The sequence below is a fragment of the Actinophytocola sp. genome (genome assembly GCF_049647105.1).
Taxonomy (GTDB): Bacteria; Actinomycetota; Actinomycetes; order Mycobacteriales; family Pseudonocardiaceae; genus Actinophytocola.
This window is the reverse complement of record NZ_JBARWZ010000258.1, coordinates 1-17,251: the sequence shown is the minus strand read 5'-3', so window position 1 is coordinate 17,251 and position 17,251 is coordinate 1. Positions and strand designations below refer to the sequence as shown.

14 protein-coding genes, 1 tRNA gene and 1 other RNA gene are annotated in these 17,251 nt (G+C 67.8%); 10 read left to right on the top strand and 6 right to left on the bottom strand.

Features of this window, described 5'->3' with window-relative positions; all coding sequences use genetic code 11:
* Positions 1 to 420: 420 nt before the first annotated feature.
* Positions 421 to 945, bottom strand: coding sequence for a PPA1309 family protein (locus WBA97_RS30705; protein WP_424234455.1), 525 nt, complete (start codon positions 943 to 945; stop codon positions 421 to 423).
* A gap of 143 nt (positions 946 to 1,088) precedes the next feature.
* Between WBA97_RS30705 and WBA97_RS30700 the strand changes: the two genes are divergently transcribed.
* Complete coding sequence (locus WBA97_RS30700) at positions 1,089 to 4,034, top strand: UPF0182 family protein (protein ID WP_424234453.1); 2,946 nt, start codon at positions 1,089 to 1,091, stop codon at positions 4,032 to 4,034.
* 322 nt (positions 4,035 to 4,356) lie between these two features.
* On the opposite strand, the gene WBA97_RS30695 is transcribed toward WBA97_RS30700, so the two are convergent.
* The gene (locus tag WBA97_RS30695; RefSeq protein WP_424234452.1) at positions 4,357 to 4,764 is read right to left on the bottom strand and encodes a histone-like nucleoid-structuring protein Lsr2; all 408 of its coding nucleotides are present in this window, start codon (positions 4,762 to 4,764) and stop codon (positions 4,357 to 4,359) included.
* A 340-nt stretch (positions 4,765 to 5,104) separates the two neighbouring features.
* Positions 5,105 to 5,181, bottom strand: a tRNA-Met gene (locus WBA97_RS30690).
* Positions 5,182 to 5,903: 722 nt separating this feature from the next.
* On the opposite strand from WBA97_RS30690, the gene WBA97_RS30685 reads away from it, so the two are divergent.
* The 8 genes from WBA97_RS30685 (at position 5,904) to lon (ending at position 13,605) form a co-directional block, all read left to right on the top strand.
* Positions 5,904 to 6,047, top strand: coding sequence for a hypothetical protein (locus tag WBA97_RS30685; RefSeq protein ID WP_424234451.1), 144 nt, complete (start codon positions 5,904 to 5,906; stop codon positions 6,045 to 6,047).
* Between the two features lie 97 nt (positions 6,048 to 6,144).
* The gene (locus WBA97_RS30680; RefSeq protein WP_424234450.1) at positions 6,145 to 6,645 is read left to right on the top strand and encodes a PadR family transcriptional regulator; all 501 of its coding nucleotides are present in this window, start codon (positions 6,145 to 6,147) and stop codon (positions 6,643 to 6,645) included.
* A 51-nt stretch (positions 6,646 to 6,696) separates the two neighbouring features.
* Complete coding sequence (gene prfB / locus WBA97_RS30675; protein ID WP_424234449.1) at positions 6,697 to 7,800, top strand: peptide chain release factor 2; 1,104 nt, start codon at positions 6,697 to 6,699, stop codon at positions 7,798 to 7,800.
* Between the two features lie 312 nt (positions 7,801 to 8,112).
* A complete protein-coding gene (gene ftsE / locus WBA97_RS30670; protein ID WP_424234448.1) occupies positions 8,113 to 8,802 on the top strand; it encodes a cell division ATP-binding protein FtsE in 690 nt (229 codons plus the stop codon).
* 49 nt (positions 8,803 to 8,851) lie between these two features.
* Positions 8,852 to 9,754 carry a permease-like cell division protein FtsX gene (ftsX, locus tag WBA97_RS30665; protein WP_424234447.1) on the top strand — a complete coding sequence of 301 codons (903 nt, stop codon included), beginning with the start codon at positions 8,852 to 8,854 and terminating at the stop codon, positions 9,752 to 9,754.
* A 31-nt stretch (positions 9,755 to 9,785) separates the two neighbouring features.
* A complete protein-coding gene (smpB, locus tag WBA97_RS30660) occupies positions 9,786 to 10,262 on the top strand; it encodes an SsrA-binding protein SmpB (RefSeq protein WP_424234446.1) in 477 nt (158 codons plus the stop codon).
* Positions 10,259 to 11,152 (top strand): amidohydrolase family protein, encoded by an 894-nt coding sequence (locus tag WBA97_RS30655; RefSeq protein WP_424234445.1) that lies wholly within the window; start codon positions 10,259 to 10,261, stop codon positions 11,150 to 11,152. Before smpB ends, WBA97_RS30655 begins: the two co-directional genes overlap by 4 nt.
* 83 nt (positions 11,153 to 11,235) lie before the next feature.
* Positions 11,236 to 13,605, top strand: coding sequence for an endopeptidase La (gene lon / locus WBA97_RS30650; protein WP_424234444.1), 2,370 nt, complete (start codon positions 11,236 to 11,238; stop codon positions 13,603 to 13,605).
* Between the two features lie 58 nt (positions 13,606 to 13,663).
* Here the strand turns inward: lon and WBA97_RS30645 are convergent, their stop codons facing one another.
* From WBA97_RS30645 to WBA97_RS30635, 3 genes are all read right to left on the bottom strand, one after another.
* Positions 13,664 to 14,308, bottom strand: coding sequence for a response regulator (locus WBA97_RS30645; RefSeq protein ID WP_424234443.1), 645 nt, complete (start codon positions 14,306 to 14,308; stop codon positions 13,664 to 13,666).
* On the bottom strand, positions 14,296 to 15,378 hold the full coding sequence (locus WBA97_RS30640; RefSeq protein WP_424234454.1) for a sensor histidine kinase: 1,083 nt from the start codon (positions 15,376 to 15,378) through the stop codon (positions 14,296 to 14,298). Before WBA97_RS30640 ends, WBA97_RS30645 begins: the two co-directional genes overlap by 13 nt.
* A gap of 173 nt (positions 15,379 to 15,551) precedes the next feature.
* Positions 15,552 to 16,268 (bottom strand): sensor domain-containing protein, encoded by a 717-nt coding sequence (locus WBA97_RS30635; protein ID WP_424234442.1) that lies wholly within the window; start codon positions 16,266 to 16,268, stop codon positions 15,552 to 15,554.
* A 163-nt stretch (positions 16,269 to 16,431) separates the two neighbouring features.
* On the opposite strand from WBA97_RS30635, the gene ssrA reads away from it, so the two are divergent.
* Positions 16,432 to 16,806: a transfer-messenger RNA gene (ssrA, locus tag WBA97_RS30630) on the top strand.
* Positions 16,807 to 17,251 lie beyond the last annotated feature (445 nt).

The following is a 17,251-nucleotide window of genomic DNA, read 5'->3' as shown; positions in this document are numbered from 1 at the left end:
CCCCGCGGTGAACTCCACCAACCGCGGCCGCACCAACTCAATCTCCTCAGGAGTCACACCAGCAACACAACCACCATCCACAAAGGACAATCAAGCCGACACGCCGACATAACAAAGCACTACTAGTGCCCCGATCCACCCGGACGGGACACTAGTTGTCCACAGCCGCCCCGGTTATCCACAGTCAAGATCGACAACGCAGGAATGTCAGTACCAGCCGGTAGACTGGCATGGCGGGACGCCCCCGGGAACGGGTGGGGGTTGGCATCCGGCCGGTTTCGCGACTTGCGGCCTACTTGCGGGCTTGGCTGTGTGCTGAACGGCGCGGTCGGGACGCTCATCCTGGATCCACCGATGCGGGCTTGACCAAGCCGCACGACCAGGCAAACCGGCAAACCGCGCGGGGCCCTGGCGGGAGAGTCAGCGGAGGGTGTCCAGCAGGGCGTCGGTCAGGTTGGGGGCCAGTTCCGGGTGCTCGACGACCTCGTCGGCGCCTTCGGGGTTCCTCAGTCGCAGCACGCACGCGGCGGAGCCGTCGCGGAGCACGGCCGCCACCAGGCGGGCCTCGCGACGCCGCGGGTGCTCCGCGGCGATGCGGCGCAGCGCGTCCGTGTCGCCGGTCTGCTCACCGGCGGGCAGGGTGTCCTCCGCATCAGGGGGCAGCACCACGATCTCCTGGGCGATGGCGCAGCCCTGGACGACGTCCGGCCACATGATGCCCGCCAGCGCTTCCGCCAGGTCCTCACTGGGCAGCTGGTCCTGGGCCACAGGGGTGAGGAACGCGCCGGCGTCGACCTGGGCGGCCAGGTGGGGCTGGGACTCGACCAGCTCGGTGGTCGGGACCAGGGCGAACAGCTGGGTCGGCTGGTCCCATCCGGCCGTGGACACGAAGTCGTCGACCTCTCGGGCTGCGGCGGACAGGTGCTGGGCATGGCTCGCGGACATACCTGTCATCCTCCTATTCTCGCGTTCGGCAATTTCGACCTACCCGAACGGGAACCAGACAGGCCCGGAATAGAGTTGGACATCTAGGACAGCTTCGGCGGTCCCTAGGTTTTGCGAACACTGGTCAACACAGGGAGTGCACAGTGGCCACCAGGCCTCCGATCGGTATGCCGAAGCTGTCCCGACGCGCCAAGGTCCTGCTCAGCATCGCGGGTGTGCTGATCCTGGTGCTGATCGTCGGCGCCCGGCTGCTCGACACCTACGTCGACTGGCTCTGGTATGGCGAGGTCGGGTTCCGCTCCGTGTTCACGACCATGATCGTGACCAGGCTCATCCTGTTCTTCGCGATCGGGCTGCTGGTCGGCGGGCTGCTGGCGGTGAGCCTCGCGATCGCCTACCGGTCGCGGCCGGTGTTCGTGCCGGTCTCCGGCGCGGACGACCCGCTCGCCCGCTACCGCTCGACCATCGTGCAGCGGGTGCGGCTGTTCGGCATCGGCATCCCGGTGGTGGTCGGCGCCATCGCGGGCGCGGCCGGTCAGGGCGAGTGGCAGCCCGTGCAGCTGATGCTCAACGCGCAGTCGTTCGGGCAGGCCGACCCGGAGTTCGGCAAGGACGTCGGCTTCTACGCGTTCACGCTGCCGTTCATCAGCTGGCTCATCACGTGGCTGTTCGTCACGATCGCCATCGCGGGCATCGGCGCGCTCGTCGTCCACTACATCTTCGGCGGTATCCGGCTCGGCACCAAGGGTGACAACTTCTCGGTGCCCGCCCGCGTGCAGCTGTCCGTCATCGCGGGCCTGTTCGTCGTCATCCTCGCCGTCGACTACTACTTCGAGCGCTACGAACTGCTGTTCTCCACTCGCAACGCGCTGTTCGACGGCGCCACCTACACCGACCTCAACGCGGTACTGCCCGCCAAGCTCATCCTGATGTTCATCGCCGGGTTCTGCGCCGTCGCGTTCTTCGTCGGCGCGTTCGTCAGGAACCTGCAGCTGCCCGCCATCGCGATCGTGCTGCTCATCCTCTCCAGCATCCTCGTCGGCTGGGCGTGGCCGACCGTGCTGCAGCAGTTCTCCGTCAAGCCGAACGAGGCGGAGAAGGAGGCGATGTCGATCGAACGGAACATCAACGCCACCAAGTACGCGTTCGGCCTCACCGACGACAAGATCAAGTTCGAGGACTACAAGGGTGACGCCGCCGTCAACCCCGAGACCTCCGACAAGGTCAAGGCCGACACCGGCACCATCCGGAACATCCGCCTGCTCGACCCGAGCATCCTGTCCCGCACGTTCACCCAGCGGGAGGGCGGCGAGAACTTCTACGGCTTCCCGACCAAGCTCGACGTCGACCGCTACAAGGTCAACAACAAGGTCCAGGACTACATCGTCGCGGCTCGTGAGCTCGACTCCACGCGCCTGGCCGCCAACCAGACCTCCTGGATCAACCGGCACCTCGTCTACACCCACGGCAACGGTTTCGTCGCCGCTCCGGCCAACCGCATCAACCGCGCGCTGGCCGAAGGCCAGTCCAGCGGCGAGGGCGGCTACCCGGTCTTCACGGTGAGCGACATCGAAGCGCTCGAGAACGACGCGGACATGGACATCCCGGTCACCGAACCGCGGATCTACTACGGCGAACTCGCCACCGACTACGCGATCGTCAACGCGCGCGGCGAGTACGACACCCCCGTCAACCAGGACTACCGCTACACCGGCAAGGGCGGTGTCTCCGTCGACGGCTGGTTCGACCGGTTCGTCTTCTTCGCGCACTACGGCGAGCGGAACATCCTCTTCTCCAGCGACATCACCGACGGCTCGAAGATCATGTACAACCGTGATCCCCGGGAACGCGTGAGCCGTGTCGCGCCGTGGCTGACCGTCGACGGCGACCCGTACCCGGCGGTGGTCGACGGCCGCATCCAGTGGATCGTCGACGGCTACACCACGCTCGACAACTTCCCGTACGCGCAGCGCACCCCTCTCGGTGAGGTCACCAACGATTCGCTGACCGGCGTCGCGCGGCAGGACAACCGGGACATCAGCTACATCCGGAACTCGGTCAAGGCGACCGTCGACGCGTTCGACGGCACCGTGACGCTGTACTCGATCGACGACAAGGACCCGGTGCTGAAGGCATGGGAGAGCGTCTTCCCCGGCACCGTGAAGCACGGCGAGATCCCCCAGGCGCTCCGCGAGCACTTCCGCTACCCGGAAGACCTGTTCAAGGTGCAGCGAGACCTCCTCGCGCAGTACCACGTGGAGAGCGCCGGCCAGTTCTTCTCGACCCAGACGTTCTGGGACACGCCGTCCGACCCGACAGGCAGCAACAACGAGGCCGGTGGTGCGGCGCCCAACCAGCCGCCGTACTACGTGCTGGCACAGGCGCCCGGTCAGGCGGAGCCGACGTTCCAGCTCACCAGCGCGATGACATTGCTGCGAAGGCAGTTCCTCGCGGCATGGGTGTCGGTGTCGTCCGATCCGAAGGACTACGGCCAGTTCAGAGTCCTGCGACTACCGTCCCAGGACCAGACGAAGGGTCCTGGCCAGGTTCAGAACGAGTTCGAGACCACCGATGAGGTGACCGAGAACAGAACTCTGTTCCAGAACCCGAACGTCAATGTCATCTACGGCAACCTGCTGACGTTGCCGGTCGCGGACGGTCTGCTCTATGTCGAGCCGATCTACATCGAGCAGAAGGACGAGAACGCGTTCCCGCAGCTCGCCCGCGTGCTGGTGTACTTCGGTGGCAGGGTCGGGTTCGCCCCGACACTGCCGAAGGCGCTGGAGGAGATCTTCGGCCCGGGCGCCGGTGGTGACGTGACACCGCCTGAGGAAGACGGCGACCAGCCGCCTGGCACGTCGGATCCGTCGACACCGCCGGGCACGACCACACCGCCGCCGTCGAGCGACGGGGACAACCCGGCGATGGACAAGGCGGTCCAGGACATCGGTGCGGCGCTCGAGGCGCTCAAGTCCGCCCAGCAGTCCGGTGACTTCGAGGCACAGGGTGCGGCGCTGGCCGCGCTGGAGAAGGCCGTGGGCGAGTACGACGCGGCCAAGGCCAACCCGCCGGCGGGCGGTGGCGGCTGAGCCGACTGGTTCGTCCGAAACACGCGGCCTTCCCGGACTGGTTCCGGGGAGGCCGCGTTTTCGTCTGGAAGGGCTAGCGCGATCCGGCATTGTGCCGAATGCGGCGCGCCGCGCCTACGAAAAAAGCACGGCCCTCCGGTGGTACGGAGGGCCGTGCTTTGTCTCACTGCGGACGTCGGGTGTTGTCGAACGGACCTAGGGAGAGCCAGTTATCCACTGTGGACGCACAAGTACCCCACACTGACACCGCGACGCATTGTGCCAATTCCCGCCGGCTGCCGGGCGCAGATGCCGAGCCATGCCGCGCCCCGCGGACACGGGGTCAGCTCTTCTTTGCGCGCGTCCTGCGCTTTGCCGCGGGCTTCGCACCCGACTTCGCCTGCTTCGCCTCGCTCTGCGCCTCCTTGTAGGCCTCGACGACGTGCGACGGAATGCGCCCACGGCCCGCGAGCTCATAACCGCTCTCCAGTGCCCACTCACGGATCTGGCCTGCCTCACCGGAGTTGCCGGCTTTGGACTGGGCCGGACGGGTGCCCCGCTTGATCCGTCCGCCGGTGCGCCGCGCCGACTCGACGTACTCGGCGAGGTTTTCCCGCAACCGCTCGGCGTTGTCGTCCGAGAGGTCGATTTCGTAGCTCACGCCGTCCAACCCGAACAGGACGGTGGAAACATCCTCCGAGCTGGTGCCGTCCAGGTCGTCGACGAGTTGTACCAATACCTTCTGAGCCATCTGGGCTGCTCTCCCTTGGACGCCGTTGCACGAGACATGCGTGCACACCCGTTGGTTTGTGACGGCACAGTAGCAAATAGCGGCCCAAGTCCGAAACGAACCAGGGGCGCCGTAGTGGGTTCCGACTGTCCGAACGCGACTCGGCATGCCGGGCGTCTTCCGTGTGCCATTTCCTGTGTTGCAAACGGGCTTACCGGATTCAATTCGTTCGGTGGGCTACCGAACCGGCCAATTGTCCGTGTCCACAGGAGAGGATGGACGGGGAGAATGTGACCCGCATTACGCGGTGGGCACAAAAGAACGATGGCCCCTCGGAGGATCTCCGAGGGGCCATCGTCCCTGGTAGCGGGGACAGGATTCGAACCTGCGACCTCTGGGTTATGAGCCCAGCGAGCTACCGAGCTGCTCCACCCCGCGTTGTTGTTATGCCGGTAACTATACGTGCGGTTCCAGAGGGGTTTTCACCGGGGGGTCATTTGTGTGCTGACCTGGGCAAAGGGGGCCTTGTGGGCCTGGGGGGCCGGGCGGCTCCGATGTGGCTCCACGCAGGCGCGGGGGCAAGGTGGGCCGGGGCGGGTCGAGTGGACCGGGTGACTCGGCGGCTGGATGAGGCGGGTGGCGTGCTCCCGTCGGGTTGCTCGGTGCTGGACGGCCCGGCGGGGTGTCCAGGAGGTCCGCCGGTGGCGCGTGTGGCAAGTGGAGGGTGTCCGTTGCTCCATTTGGCGGAGGTCTGAACCACTGGCCTGTCCCGTCCGTCGCCGCGCGCCGGATGTCACCCGCTCGCAACGCATCCCGGCGCCGAGCGTGGCGGAAGCTTCGGTGCGGCACCGAATTCGACATCCGTGATGCGATCGGTCCGAAGTGCATCGGAGCCTGCACGTGCACATGAACGTGCGAACAGATTGTGGTTGACTGTCAACTGGCAGTCCACACAGGACTCGACGGCGAAGTGCGCGTGCGACGGTCGCGGTCGGCCGGTCGAGTTCGACATGAGAACGGGCATTGTCGGGGGGTTCCGCAGATGTTTACCCGGATGGAGTAGTGGCCTTACTTGTGGCCTCCGAACGCCGGAATTCGGCCGGAGAAGCGCGGTTCCTCGGTTCCGGCACGGTCGCGACGAGTGGGGTGAGGACGGTGATGTGCGGGCCGGGCGCGCGCGGGCGTTTCGCCATTTCCGCTGGTACAAGGGTTGCGGAGTGGAACAGATCGTGAAGTTGTTTCGCGATGCGAAGGATTCCTTGGCTGCCAGCGAGATCAGGAATCTCGGCGTACTGTTCGACTGAAACTCCCCGCAACAGCCCCCTGAAAGCCCACCAGCCACAGTGGACAGATGTCCCGGCCACTGTGGACACCTGCTTGTGTTCGTGGCACGGTGGTAAGGTGTCTGAACTGAATGCAACTGCCGCTGCCCTTCTCGGGCTGCTGCACGAAGGTCCGGCTACTGGTGGGCAATTGGTCTCGGCCGCCCGTGATCGATTTGGGTCGTTCTTCAGTGTCACGCGGAGTCAGGTCTACCGCGAGCTCCCCGCACTCGCCGACGCCGGTCTTGTCCGGCTCGGTAAGCAGGGGCCGCGGTCCAGCCAGCAATATCTGGTGACCGCCGCGGGCAAGAAGGCGTTCAAAGGGTGGCTGGGCAGCGAGCCCGGTCCCGATCATCTCCGCAGCCCGCTGATCCTGAGGCTCGTCCACGCGGACGCGCTGACGATCAAACAGCGGGCCGCACTCATCGAGTCGGCGAAGAAGGTCTATTCGGAAGAGCATGAGTCGGCGAGGTCGGCGGTCAAGGCCGCGGACGGCGCCTACTCGAAGGCGGTCGCCGAGTTCGGGGTGGCGAGGGCGAAGGCGGTCCTCAAGCTGCTCGACTCCATTCCCACCTCCTGAAACGGTCGCCAGAAGCGGGCGGCGTGCGGGTTCACGGTAGATTCTGAAGACGTGAACCCGGACGTCGCAGCTGACATGAAAGAACTGTCCGACACCCTCGCCAGCGTCGAGGCCGTGTCGGACCTGGACGCCTTGCGTGCCCAGATCGCGGATCTGGAGCAGCAGGCCGCCCGTCCGGACTTGTGGGACGACCCCGACTCGGCGCAGAAGGTGACGAGCCAGCTCTCCCACAAGCAGAGTGAGCTGCGGCGGATCGAGGAGCTGCGACAGCGGCTCGACGATCTCGGCGTGATGTACGAGCTCGCGGAGGAAGAGGGTTCGGCCGACGCGCGTGCCGAGGCGGAAGCGGAGCGTGAACGGCTGCACGCCGACATCGCGTCCATTGAGGTGCGCACACTGCTGTCCGGTGAGTACGACGAACGCGACGCGATCGTCACCATCCGGTCGGAGGCCGGCGGGGTCGACGCCGCGGACTGGGCGGAGATGCTGCTGCGCATGTACCTGCGGTGGGCGGAGCGGCACGGCTACGCGTCGGAGGTCTACGACACCTCCTACGCGGAGGAGGCCGGCATCAAGTCGGCGACGTTCAAGGTCACCGCGCCCTACGCGTACGGGACGCTGTCCGTCGAGCAGGGCACCCACCGGCTCGTGCGCATCTCGCCGTTCGACAACCAGGGGCGGCGGCAGACGTCGTTCGCCGGGGTCGAGGTGCTGCCGTTCGTGGAGGCCGTCGACAGCGTCGACATCCCGGAGAAGGACATCCGGATCGACGTGTTCCGGTCGTCGGGGCCAGGTGGGCAGAGCGTCAACACGACCGACTCGGCGGTGCGCATCACACACATCCCGTCCGGGATCGTGGTGTCCTGTCAGAACGAGAAGTCGCAGATCCAGAACCGTGCCGCCGCCATGCGAGTGCTGCAGGCGAAGCTCCTCGAGCGCAAGCGGCTCGAGGAGCGCGCGGAGATGGACGCGCTCAAGGGCGACGGCGGCTCATCATGGGGCAACCAGATGCGGTCCTACGTGCTGCACCCGTACCAGATGGTCAAGGACCTGCGGACCGAGTTCGAGGTCGGCAACCCGTCGAGCGTGCTGGACGGGGAGATCGACGGTTTCCTCGAGGCAGGCATCCGCTGGCGGCGCACACAGGCCGTGTGATCGCACCCGCGAAGCGGGCTTGACCAGGCCGACACCCATCGGTGCTCGGCGGCCGCCGGCCCCCGTGATCCAGCGTAGTGCCGAGGGCCGACGGTGCCGGGTGTGCGCGGCGTCTGGATGTGGGGTTGTCCACAGTCTGGGTGGTTGTCCACAGCCTTCGCCGAAGGGGCGGTTCGTGTCGGTTGTCGCGGTTACGCTGGGTTTCGGGGGGCCGACGGCCGCCTCCGGTGGTGCCTTGTCGATCTTGGCTGGTCAGCGTCTTCGACTCCCAAGGCAACAGGTCGATAACGGATGTAGGTAGACTCGCGCCTCGTGATCCGGCTCGAACACGTTTCGAAGGTGTACAAGACCTCCACGCGCCCTGCGCTGGAGGACGTAACCGTCGAGATGGACAAAGGTGAGTTCGTCTTCCTCATCGGTGCATCCGGGTCGGGTAAATCGACCTTCCTCCGGCTGCTGCTGCGTGAAGAAGTGCCAACCAAGGGGCGCGTGTACGTCGCGAACTTCGACGTCGTACGCATGTCCCGGCGCAGGGTCCCCCGCCTGCGCCAGTCCATCGGCTGCGTCTTCCAGGACTTCCGGCTGCTGCACAACAAGACCGTCGCGGAGAACGTCGCCTTCGCGCTCGAGGTCATCGGCAAGCCGCGCAACACCATCCGCAAGGTGGTGCCCGAGGTGCTGGAGCTCGTCGGCCTCGAGGGCAAGTCCGCGCGCATGCCGCACGAACTGTCCGGTGGTGAGCAGCAGCGCGTCGCGATCGCACGCGCGTTCGTCAACCGGCCGCTGATGCTGCTCGCCGACGAGCCGACCGGAAACCTGGACCCCGACACCAGCCAGGACATCATGCTGCTGCTGGAGCGGATCAACCGCACCGGCACGACCGTGCTGATGGCGACCCACGACCACTCGATCGTCGACTCCATGCGGCGCCGGGTCGTGGAACTGTCGCTCGGCCAGGTCGTGCGCGACGACTCACGAGGGGTTTACGGCGTAGGCCGTTAGAAAGACCCCCACACCCCCGCCCTCCAGACCACAAGGACGCCTTCCCCCGATGCGTGCCAGCTTTGTCTTCAGCGAGGTCCTGACCGGCCTCCGCAGAAACGTGACAATGACCGTCGCGATGATCCTCACCACGATGGTCTCGCTGCTGCTGCTCGGTGGCGGTCTCCTCGTCGTGCGGATGATCGACAAGACGCAGGCCGTCTACGAGGACAAGCTGCAGGTCAACGTCTACCTGACCAACGACATCAGCGCGAACGACAAGGAATGTCAGAAGGACCCGTGCCGCACCCTGCGCACGGACCTCGAGAACGACCCGGCCGTCGAGTCGGTCACCTTCGAGAACCGCGACCAGGCCTACAAGCGGTTCAAGGAGATCTTCGCGTCGCAGCCCGAGCTGGTGAAGCTCGCCAGGCCGGAGGCACTGCCCGCGTCGTTCAACGTCAAGCTCTTCGACCCCGACCGGCCGGAAGTGATCATCCAGACGTTCTCCGGGCAGGTGGGCGTCGACTCGATCGCGGACCAGAGCGAGTTCCTCGACCGGTTCTTCGGCGCGTTGAACGGGGTCCGAGATCTCACGTTCGTGGTCGCGCTGATCCAGGCCGTGGCCGCGCTCCTGCTGATCTCCAACACCGTCCAGGTCTCCGCGTTCACGAGGCGGACAGAAGTCGGCATCATGCGCCTCGTCGGCGCGACCCGCTGGTATACCCAGCTGCCGTTCCTCCTGGAGGCGGTGGTCGCGGGTCTGATCGGTGCGGTCCTCGCGATCGGGCTCCTGGTGCTGGCGAAACTCTGGTTCCTCGACCGGCTACTCGCGGGGCCGTTCGCCGCGGGCGTGATCAGACCGATCGAAGGGCTCGACATCCTGCTGGTCGCGCCGTGGCTCCTGCTCACCGCCATCGGTATCTCGGCGATCACCGGCTACGTGACGCTTCGCCTGTACGTGCGCCAGTAAACGGCGTGCGTGCACACGTAGAGTTGTCCCCATGTCGAAGGAACGTGGCCAGAAGGTGATCGCGCAGAACCGCAAGGCGCGGCACAACTACGCGATCCTTGACACCTACGAGGCCGGGATCGCCCTGATGGGCACCGAGGTGAAGTCGCTGCGCCTTGGCCGGGCGTCGCTCGTGGACGCGTTCGCCACGGTCGACGACGGCGAGGTGTGGCTGCGTAACCTCCACATCCCGGAGTACGTGCTCGGCACGTGGACCAACCACACGCCGCGCCGCACCCGCAAGCTCCTGCTGCACCGGGGCGAGATCGAGCGCCTCATCGGCAAGACGCGCGAGGGCGGCCTGTCGCTGGTGCCGCTGTCCCTGTACTTCAAGGACGGCAAGGTCAAGGTCGAACTCGCGCTGGGCAAGGGCAAGAAGGAGTACGACAAGCGGCAGTCGCTCGCCAAGCGGGACGCGGAGCGCGAGATCTCCCGCGCGCACGGCAGGGCGATGAAGGGCCGCTATTGACCCCCGGGTCCGATTCTGAGGTCCCGGCGTTCACCAGAGCGCTGGGCCTCCCCGGGCTGACCGACCTGCACGTCCACTTCCTGCCCGACCCCGTGCAGAAGAAGGTGTGGGAGTTCTTCGACCGGGCCGGCGCCGAGTACGGCACCGAATGGCCCATCCACTACCGCCTGCCCGCCGAGGAACGCCTCGAGATCCTGCGTGACCTGGGTGTTGTCCGGTTCGCGCCGCTCGTCTACCCGCACAAGCCCGGCATGGCGGCGTGGCTCAACGAGTGGGTACGCGACTTCGCGGCGAACACCCCTGAGGCCGTGCCGACCGCCACGTTCTTCCCCGAACCGGGAGTCGCTCGCTACCTCGCCGACGCCATCGACCAGGGCGCCCGGTGCGTGAAGTCGCACGTGCAGGTCGGTGCCTACGACCCGCGCGACGAGCTGCTCGAATCCGTGTGGGGCCTGCTCGCCGAGGCCGGGGTGCCGGTCGTCATCCACTGCGGGCACGGTCCGGTCGCGGGCAAGTACACCGGGCTCGACGTCTTCGCCGACGTGCTGCGCCGTCACCCGCGGCTGGTCGCGGTGCTCGCGCACGCCGGGGCACCCGAGTACGCCCTCGCGCTCGACCTCGCCGACCGCTACCCGGGCGTGCACCTCGACACCACGATGGTCGGGGTCCCGTTCAACCGGTCAGACGAGCTGCTGCCCCGTGACTGGGCCGCCCGCCTCGCCGGGCACGCCGACCGGATCGCGCTCGGCACCGACTTCCCCTCCATCCCGTACGAGTACGCCACCCAGCTGCGGGTCATCGCGGGCTGGGCCGCCGAGGACGACCGTCTCGGCGAGTCCTTTCTGCGTGCGGTGCTGTGGGAGACGCCGCGGCGACTGCTCTCCCTCTGATCTCTCTGGGCGAACAGCCAGCGGAAACAACCGGACTCCCTCCTGGGTTGAGTAGGACAGACTCAACTTTGGAGGGTGAACTCATGGCAGAGTCGTTGACGCTCCCGGTGCTGCCGCTGGACGACACGGTGCTGCTGCCGGGGATGGTCGTGCCGATCCGCATGGCCGGCACCGACGGCACCGAGGTCAGGGCCGCGGTGGAGGCCGCGCAGGCGGTCGCCGAGGGGGACAAGCCACGCGTGGTGATGGTGCCGCGCCTGGAGGGCAGGTACGCGCGGGCCGGGGTGCTCGGCGTCGTCGAGCAGGTCGGGCGCATGCCCGGCGGGGAACGGGCGGCCGTGGTCCGCGGCACCGAACGCGTCCGCATCGGAGCCGGCACCACCGGCCCGGGGGCCGCGCTGTGGGTCGAGGTCGAGGTGGCCGACCCGGCGCCGGTGACCGACCGCACGCGTGAGCTGGCCAAGGAGTACAAGGCGCTGGTCATCACCATGCTCCAGGAGCGGGGTGCGTGGCAGGTCGTCGACTCGGTGCAGTCCGAGGCCGACCCGTCCGCGCTCGCCGACATGGCCGGCTACGCCACCTGGCTGGACGACGAGCAGAAGCTGTGGCTGCTGGAGACCGCCGACGTGACCGAGCGGCTGGAGAACCTGCTCGAGTGGACCCGTGACCACCTGGCCGAACTGGACGTCGCGGAGACCATCCGCAAGGACGTCAAGGAAGGCATGGAGCGCCAGCAGCGGGAGTTCCTGCTGCGCCAGCAGCTCAGTGCCATCCGCAAGGAGCTGGCCGAGCTGGACGGCAAGCCCGACACCGAGGAGCAGGACTACCGCGCCCGTGTCGAGGCAGCCGACCTGCCGGAGAAGGTGAAGGACGCCGCGCTCGCCGAGGTCGACAAGCTGGAGCGCACCTCCGACCAGTCGCCCGAGGTCGGGTGGATCCGCACGTGGCTGGACACGGTGCTGGAGGTGCCGTGGAACACCCGCACCGACGACGCCTACGACATCGGGGGCGCCAGGGAGATCCTGGACGCCGACCACGCCGGGCTCGACGATGTGAAGGAACGGATCATCGAGTACCTGGCGGTGCGCAAGCGCCGCGAGGAGCGCGGTCTCGGCGTCGTCGGCGGCCGCCGCAGCGGTGCCGTGCTGGCGCTCGCCGGTCCTCCCGGGGTCGGCAAGACGTCGCTGGGCGAGTCGGTCGCGCGGGCCATGGGCCGCAAGTTCGTGCGGGTCGCGCTCGGCGGCATCCGGGACGAGGCGGAGATCCGCGGCCACCGGCGCACGTACGTCGGTGCGCTGCCCGGCCGCATCGTCCGCGCCATCTCCGAGGCAGGCTCGATGAACCCCGTCGTGCTGCTCGACGAGATCGACAAGGTCGGCTCGGACTACCGGGGCGACCCGACCGCGGCACTGCTCGAGGTGCTGGACCCCGCGCAGAACCACACGTTCCGCGACCACTACCTGGAGGTCGAGCTCGACCTGTCGGACGTGGTGTTCCTGGCGACCGCGAACGTCATCGAGTCGATTCCCGCGCCACTGCTGGACCGCATGGAGCTGGTCGCGCTCGACGGCTATACCGAGGACGAGAAGGTCACGATCGCCCGCGACCACCTGCTGCCCCGGCAGCTGGAACGCGCGGGCCTGGCCGCCGACGAGGTGACGCTGACCGACGACACGCTGCGCCTGATGGCGGGGGAGTACACCCGCGAGGCAGGGGTGCGGCAACTGGAACGGTCGATCGCACGGGTGCTCCGCAAGATCACCGCGTCACTGTCGCTCGGTTCGGTGACGTTGCCGCTGACCGTCGACATCGGTGACCTGCGGACCTACCTTGGTCAGCCGAAGTTCACGCCGGAGTCCGCCGAGCGGACCGCGGTGCCGGGTGTCGCGACGGGCCTCGCGGTGACCGGCGCCGGTGGTGACGTGTTGTTCGTCGAGGCGTCGGTCGCGTCGAAGGACTCGGGTGCCACGGGCGTCACGCTCACCGGGCAGCTGGGTGACGTGATGAAGGAGTCGGCGCAGATCGCGCTGTCGTACCTGCGGTCCCACGGGTCCGCGCTGGGCATCCCCGTGTCGACGCTGGCCGAGCACGGTGTCCACGTCCACGTCCCGGCGGGCGCGGTGCCGAAGGACGGCCCGTCGGCAGGCGTGACCATGACGACCGCGCTCGCGTCGCTCCTGTCGGACCGGCCGGTGCGTTCGGACATCGCGATGACCGGTGAGGTGTCGCTGACCGGCCGGGTGCTGCCGATCGGTGGCGTGAAGCAGAAACTGCTGGCCGCGCACCGGGCGGGCATCACCGACGTCGTGCTCCCGAAGCGCAACGAGCCGGATCTGGAGGACGTGCCCGCCGCCGTGCTGGAAGAACTGACCGTCCACCTGGCGAGTGACGTGCGGGAGGTGCTGGCGGTGGCACTCGCCCCGGCCCGCACCGCCGCGGCCGCGGCAGCCTGACAGACGAGAGGGCCCTCGCCGATCCCGCAGGCGATGGCCCTCTCGTGGTCTGCCGGGCCTACGCCCGCTCCAGGAACGTCAGCACGGCCCGGACCCGCCGGTGCTCCTCGGAGCTCGGCTCGAGCCCCAGCTTCGAGAAGATGTTCCCGACGTGCTTCTCGACCGCACCGTCGGACACCGTCAACGACTTGGCGATCGCCACGTTGGTCAGCCCCTGCGCCATCAGCCCCAGGACCTCGCGCTCCCGGGGCGTGAGAACGTCGATCGGGTTTCGTCGGCCGCGTGCCATGAGCTGGGCGATCACCTCCTGGTCGATGCACGTGCCGCCACCCGCGACTCGCTGCACCGCGTCGACGAACTCGGCGACGTCGGCCACCCGCTCCTTCAGCAGGTAACCGACACCGCCCGCGCCGCCGGACAGGAGCTCCACCGCGTAGCGCTCCTCCACGTACTGCGACAGCACCAGCACCGGCAACCCGGGCTGCTGCTCACGTGCCTTCAACGCCGCGCGCAGGCCCTCGTCGGTGAACGACGGAGGCATCCGCACGTCCACGATCGCCAGGTCGGGGCGGTGTTCGCTCACCGCGACGAGAAGGCCGTCGCCGTCCTCCATCGCGGCCACCACGTCGATGCCCTCGTCCGCGAGCAGGCGTTGGATGCCTGCCCGCAGCAGCACCGAATCCTCCGCGATCACCACGCGCATGGCAGGTCCGCCCTGATCACTGTCGGCCCGCCGATGGGGCTCACCACCGTCATCACGCCGTCAATCGTGGCAGCCCGGTCCGCGAGGCCAGACAGCCCACCGCCCATCCGCATCGACGCGCCACCGTTGCCGTCGTCGGTGATCTCCACGATCACGAGGTCGCCGGTCGGCCGTTCCTCGCGCCACGCGTTGACCCTTGCCTCCGTGGCACCCGCGTGCTTCGCGATGTTGGTGAGGCACTCGCCGACGATGAAGTACGCCGTCGACTCCACCGCCGCCGGTGGCCGAGGGTCGATCCGCACGTTCACCTCGACCGGGATCGGGCACTTCGCCGCCAGCGACGACAGCGCCGCATCAAGACCGCGGTCGCCGAGCACCGCCGGGTAGATGCCGCGGGCCAGGTCACGCAGCTCCGACACGGCGAGCTTCGCGTCCGCGTGCGCCTCGTCGATCAGTGCCTTCGCCGCGTCCGGGTCGGCGTCCATCTTCGTCTTCGCCCTGCCGAGCCCCATGGCCACCGCGACCAGCCGCTGCTGCGCGCCGTCGTGCAGGTCGCGCTCGATGCGCCGCCGCTCGGCCTCCGCCGAGTCCACACCGCGGGCGCGGGACGCCTGCAGGCGCTCGGCCTTCTCCGTCAGCTCCTCGGTCTCGGTCGGGCCGAGCAGCCACTTCGCCAGCAGGATGTGCACAGCCGCGACCACCGGCAGCACGAACAGTCCCACCGGCAGGATCACGATGCCGACCAGCGCCAGCGGCAACTCGAAACACGCCAGCGGGAACGCCAGCAGCAGGTACGCGAGGTTGCGCCACATCTGCGGGTGGGTGAGCTTGCGCAGGTAGCGCTGCCAGAACGAGCCGGACTCGTCGTAGGCGATGGTTGGTGCCGGGATGTCCACGCCCAGCGCGCTGCGGATCAGCGCCCGGTTCGTCGCCGCGAACCCGAACACCACCTTCGTCGCCAGCAGCAGCACCACCAGCCCCAGCCAGACCACCAGCGTGCCGACCCCGACCGAGAACAACGTCACGATCAGGACGAAGGCCAGCAGGTTGACCGGGAACGCGGCGATCATGAAACCCGCGGCGCGGAAACCCCTGCTGACCAGCGGCGGCTGGGGTTGCTCCTGCTCGTGGGCGGGAGCGGCCGACGTGGCCGGGTTCTGGCTGGGCAGTGCCACGGTGCCAGCATCCACCTGCTCGTCTGCCGGGACCAAATACAGCGGCGCCTGATCCGGCGCGGGGTTCGTCATCGTGTCACCGGCCGGTAGTTCGCCGAGTTCGACGGCCACTCGCTCGACCAGTCGATCGCGCCGGCGGTCGACAGACCCTCCAGCTTCGCGATGTGCCGCTCGCTCGGGCCCAGCATCGCCCTGGCGTACACAGCGTGCAGCGTGCCGAGACCCCTCGTCACGATGATCGCCAGCGCCAGCACCATCACACCCAGCCCCGCGAACGGCAGCGTGCCCACCCACGAGTCGATGCTCACCACCGGGTGGTTCCACATGACGATCTGCCAGTCGCCCGGCATCCAGTTCCAGTACAGCGGCAGCAGCGTCAGGTACATGGCCACCGACCACGCCACCACCGTGATCGTGAACTCCGCGATGCCGATCGGCAGCATGAGGACCAGGTAAACCATGTCCTTCCAGGTCGCCGGGTCCTTCACGCGGCTCAGCCAGCGGGACTTCTCCCCGGCCGGACGGTACGGCGAGGCCACGTACGTGCCCAGCATCGTCCGCACACGCAGCCGCTCCAGGGTCGCCATGCCCCGCATGCCAAGCACCGCCACCGCGAGCACCGCCAGCCCCACCCAGATGATCACGGTGCTCACCCCCACCGCCATCGTCGTCACGACGAACACGAACGACGCGATCCCGATCGGCAGGTTCATCACCAGGTACGCGAGCGCACCCAGCAGCGGAGGGTTCGGCCGCGAACCGTCGCGCTCGGTCGTGGTGGTCATCTCTGGTCTCCTTCGTCGGTGTCGCAAGACCAGGATCCCGCGCCGGGAGCGGCTGGACCATGAGGAGGACCGCACAGTTCATGGTGGGGTTATCCCTACCTCCGTAACCGGGATGATCCACGGCGCCCGGCGCGTTAGACTTGGGGAGACATAGTCACCACGAGGGGGTGAACGGTTTCGACTCTGGACGTTGATTCAAGGGAAGCGTGCAGGTGCAGGCAGATGGCCACCTCAAGCGTCGCTGCAAACCAATAAGCGCCAAGGTTAATAACCAGCGCGACGTCGCACTCGCCGCCTGAGCGAGTAGCGATGTCTGTCGGCCCGGGGTCGCCTCCGACCCGGTTTGCCGGCATCAGCTAGGAGGCTCACCGTCGCGGGTTGGCCCCGGACCTGCGACGGGACACTTACAGCGGCTGGGCCCGTCACACCGGCTTGTTCACGTGACCGGAGGGGCCAAGTAGAGGCAGAGTGAACTGCGCACGGAGAAGTCTTGTTGAAGCGACAGAGGACCCGGGTTCGATTCCCGGCACCTCCACTCGGCCGGCGAGTGCTCGCGGAGAGCGCTCGCCGGCTCGTTTTCGGATAACTTTGGGGGGCCGAGCCCCCCAAGCCCCCCACGGTGCGGTCGGTTCCTGACCCGGCGTGGTGGCGGTTGTTTGCTCGCTTCGCTTCGCTACCGCTGTGTCTCCCGTGCTTTCCCGTGCTCCCGTGCTGCGACGCCCGGCTAGCTGCGCTCCGCCGCATGCTGTTTGTCGCTCTCGCCACTCGCGGCCTCGCCGCCCGTGCCATTGGCCCTTCAATGCGGTTCGCGCCTCGCTGCTGCTTGCCCTGCGCAAAGGCTTGCCCGCCTTGCGCTATCCACATGCTCGCCCCGCCCTGCGCCGCTCTGCCGCCCCGCCCTGCGCCGTCTGCCGCCTCACGCTCCGGGCCCTTAACCGCCCTGTGCCGCCCCACCCCACCCCGCGCCCTGCGCCGCTCGCGCC

Bases quoted from the DNA above. Each gene is read 5' to 3' on its own strand.
- WBA97_RS30635 (WP_424234442.1), bottom strand. From the start codon at position 16,268: ATGACCACCACGACCGAGCGCGACGGTTCGCGGCCGAACCCTCCGCTG.
- WBA97_RS30640 (WP_424234454.1), bottom strand. From the start codon at position 15,378: ATGATCGCCGCGTTCCCGGTCAACCTGCTGGCCTTCGTCCTGATCGTG.
- lon (WP_424234444.1), top strand. From the start codon at position 11,236: ATGGCAGAGTCGTTGACGCTCCCGGTGCTGCCGCTGGACGACACGGTG.
- smpB (WP_424234446.1), top strand. From the start codon at position 9,786: ATGTCGAAGGAACGTGGCCAGAAGGTGATCGCGCAGAACCGCAAGGCG.
- WBA97_RS30645 (WP_424234443.1), bottom strand. From the start codon at position 14,308: ATGCGCGTGGTGATCGCGGAGGATTCGGTGCTGCTGCGGGCAGGCATC.
- WBA97_RS30695 (WP_424234452.1), bottom strand. From the start codon at position 4,764: ATGGCTCAGAAGGTATTGGTACAACTCGTCGACGACCTGGACGGCACC.
- ftsX (WP_424234447.1), top strand. From the start codon at position 8,852: ATGCGTGCCAGCTTTGTCTTCAGCGAGGTCCTGACCGGCCTCCGCAGA.
- WBA97_RS30705 (WP_424234455.1), bottom strand. From the start codon at position 945: ATGTCCGCGAGCCATGCCCAGCACCTGTCCGCCGCAGCCCGAGAGGTC.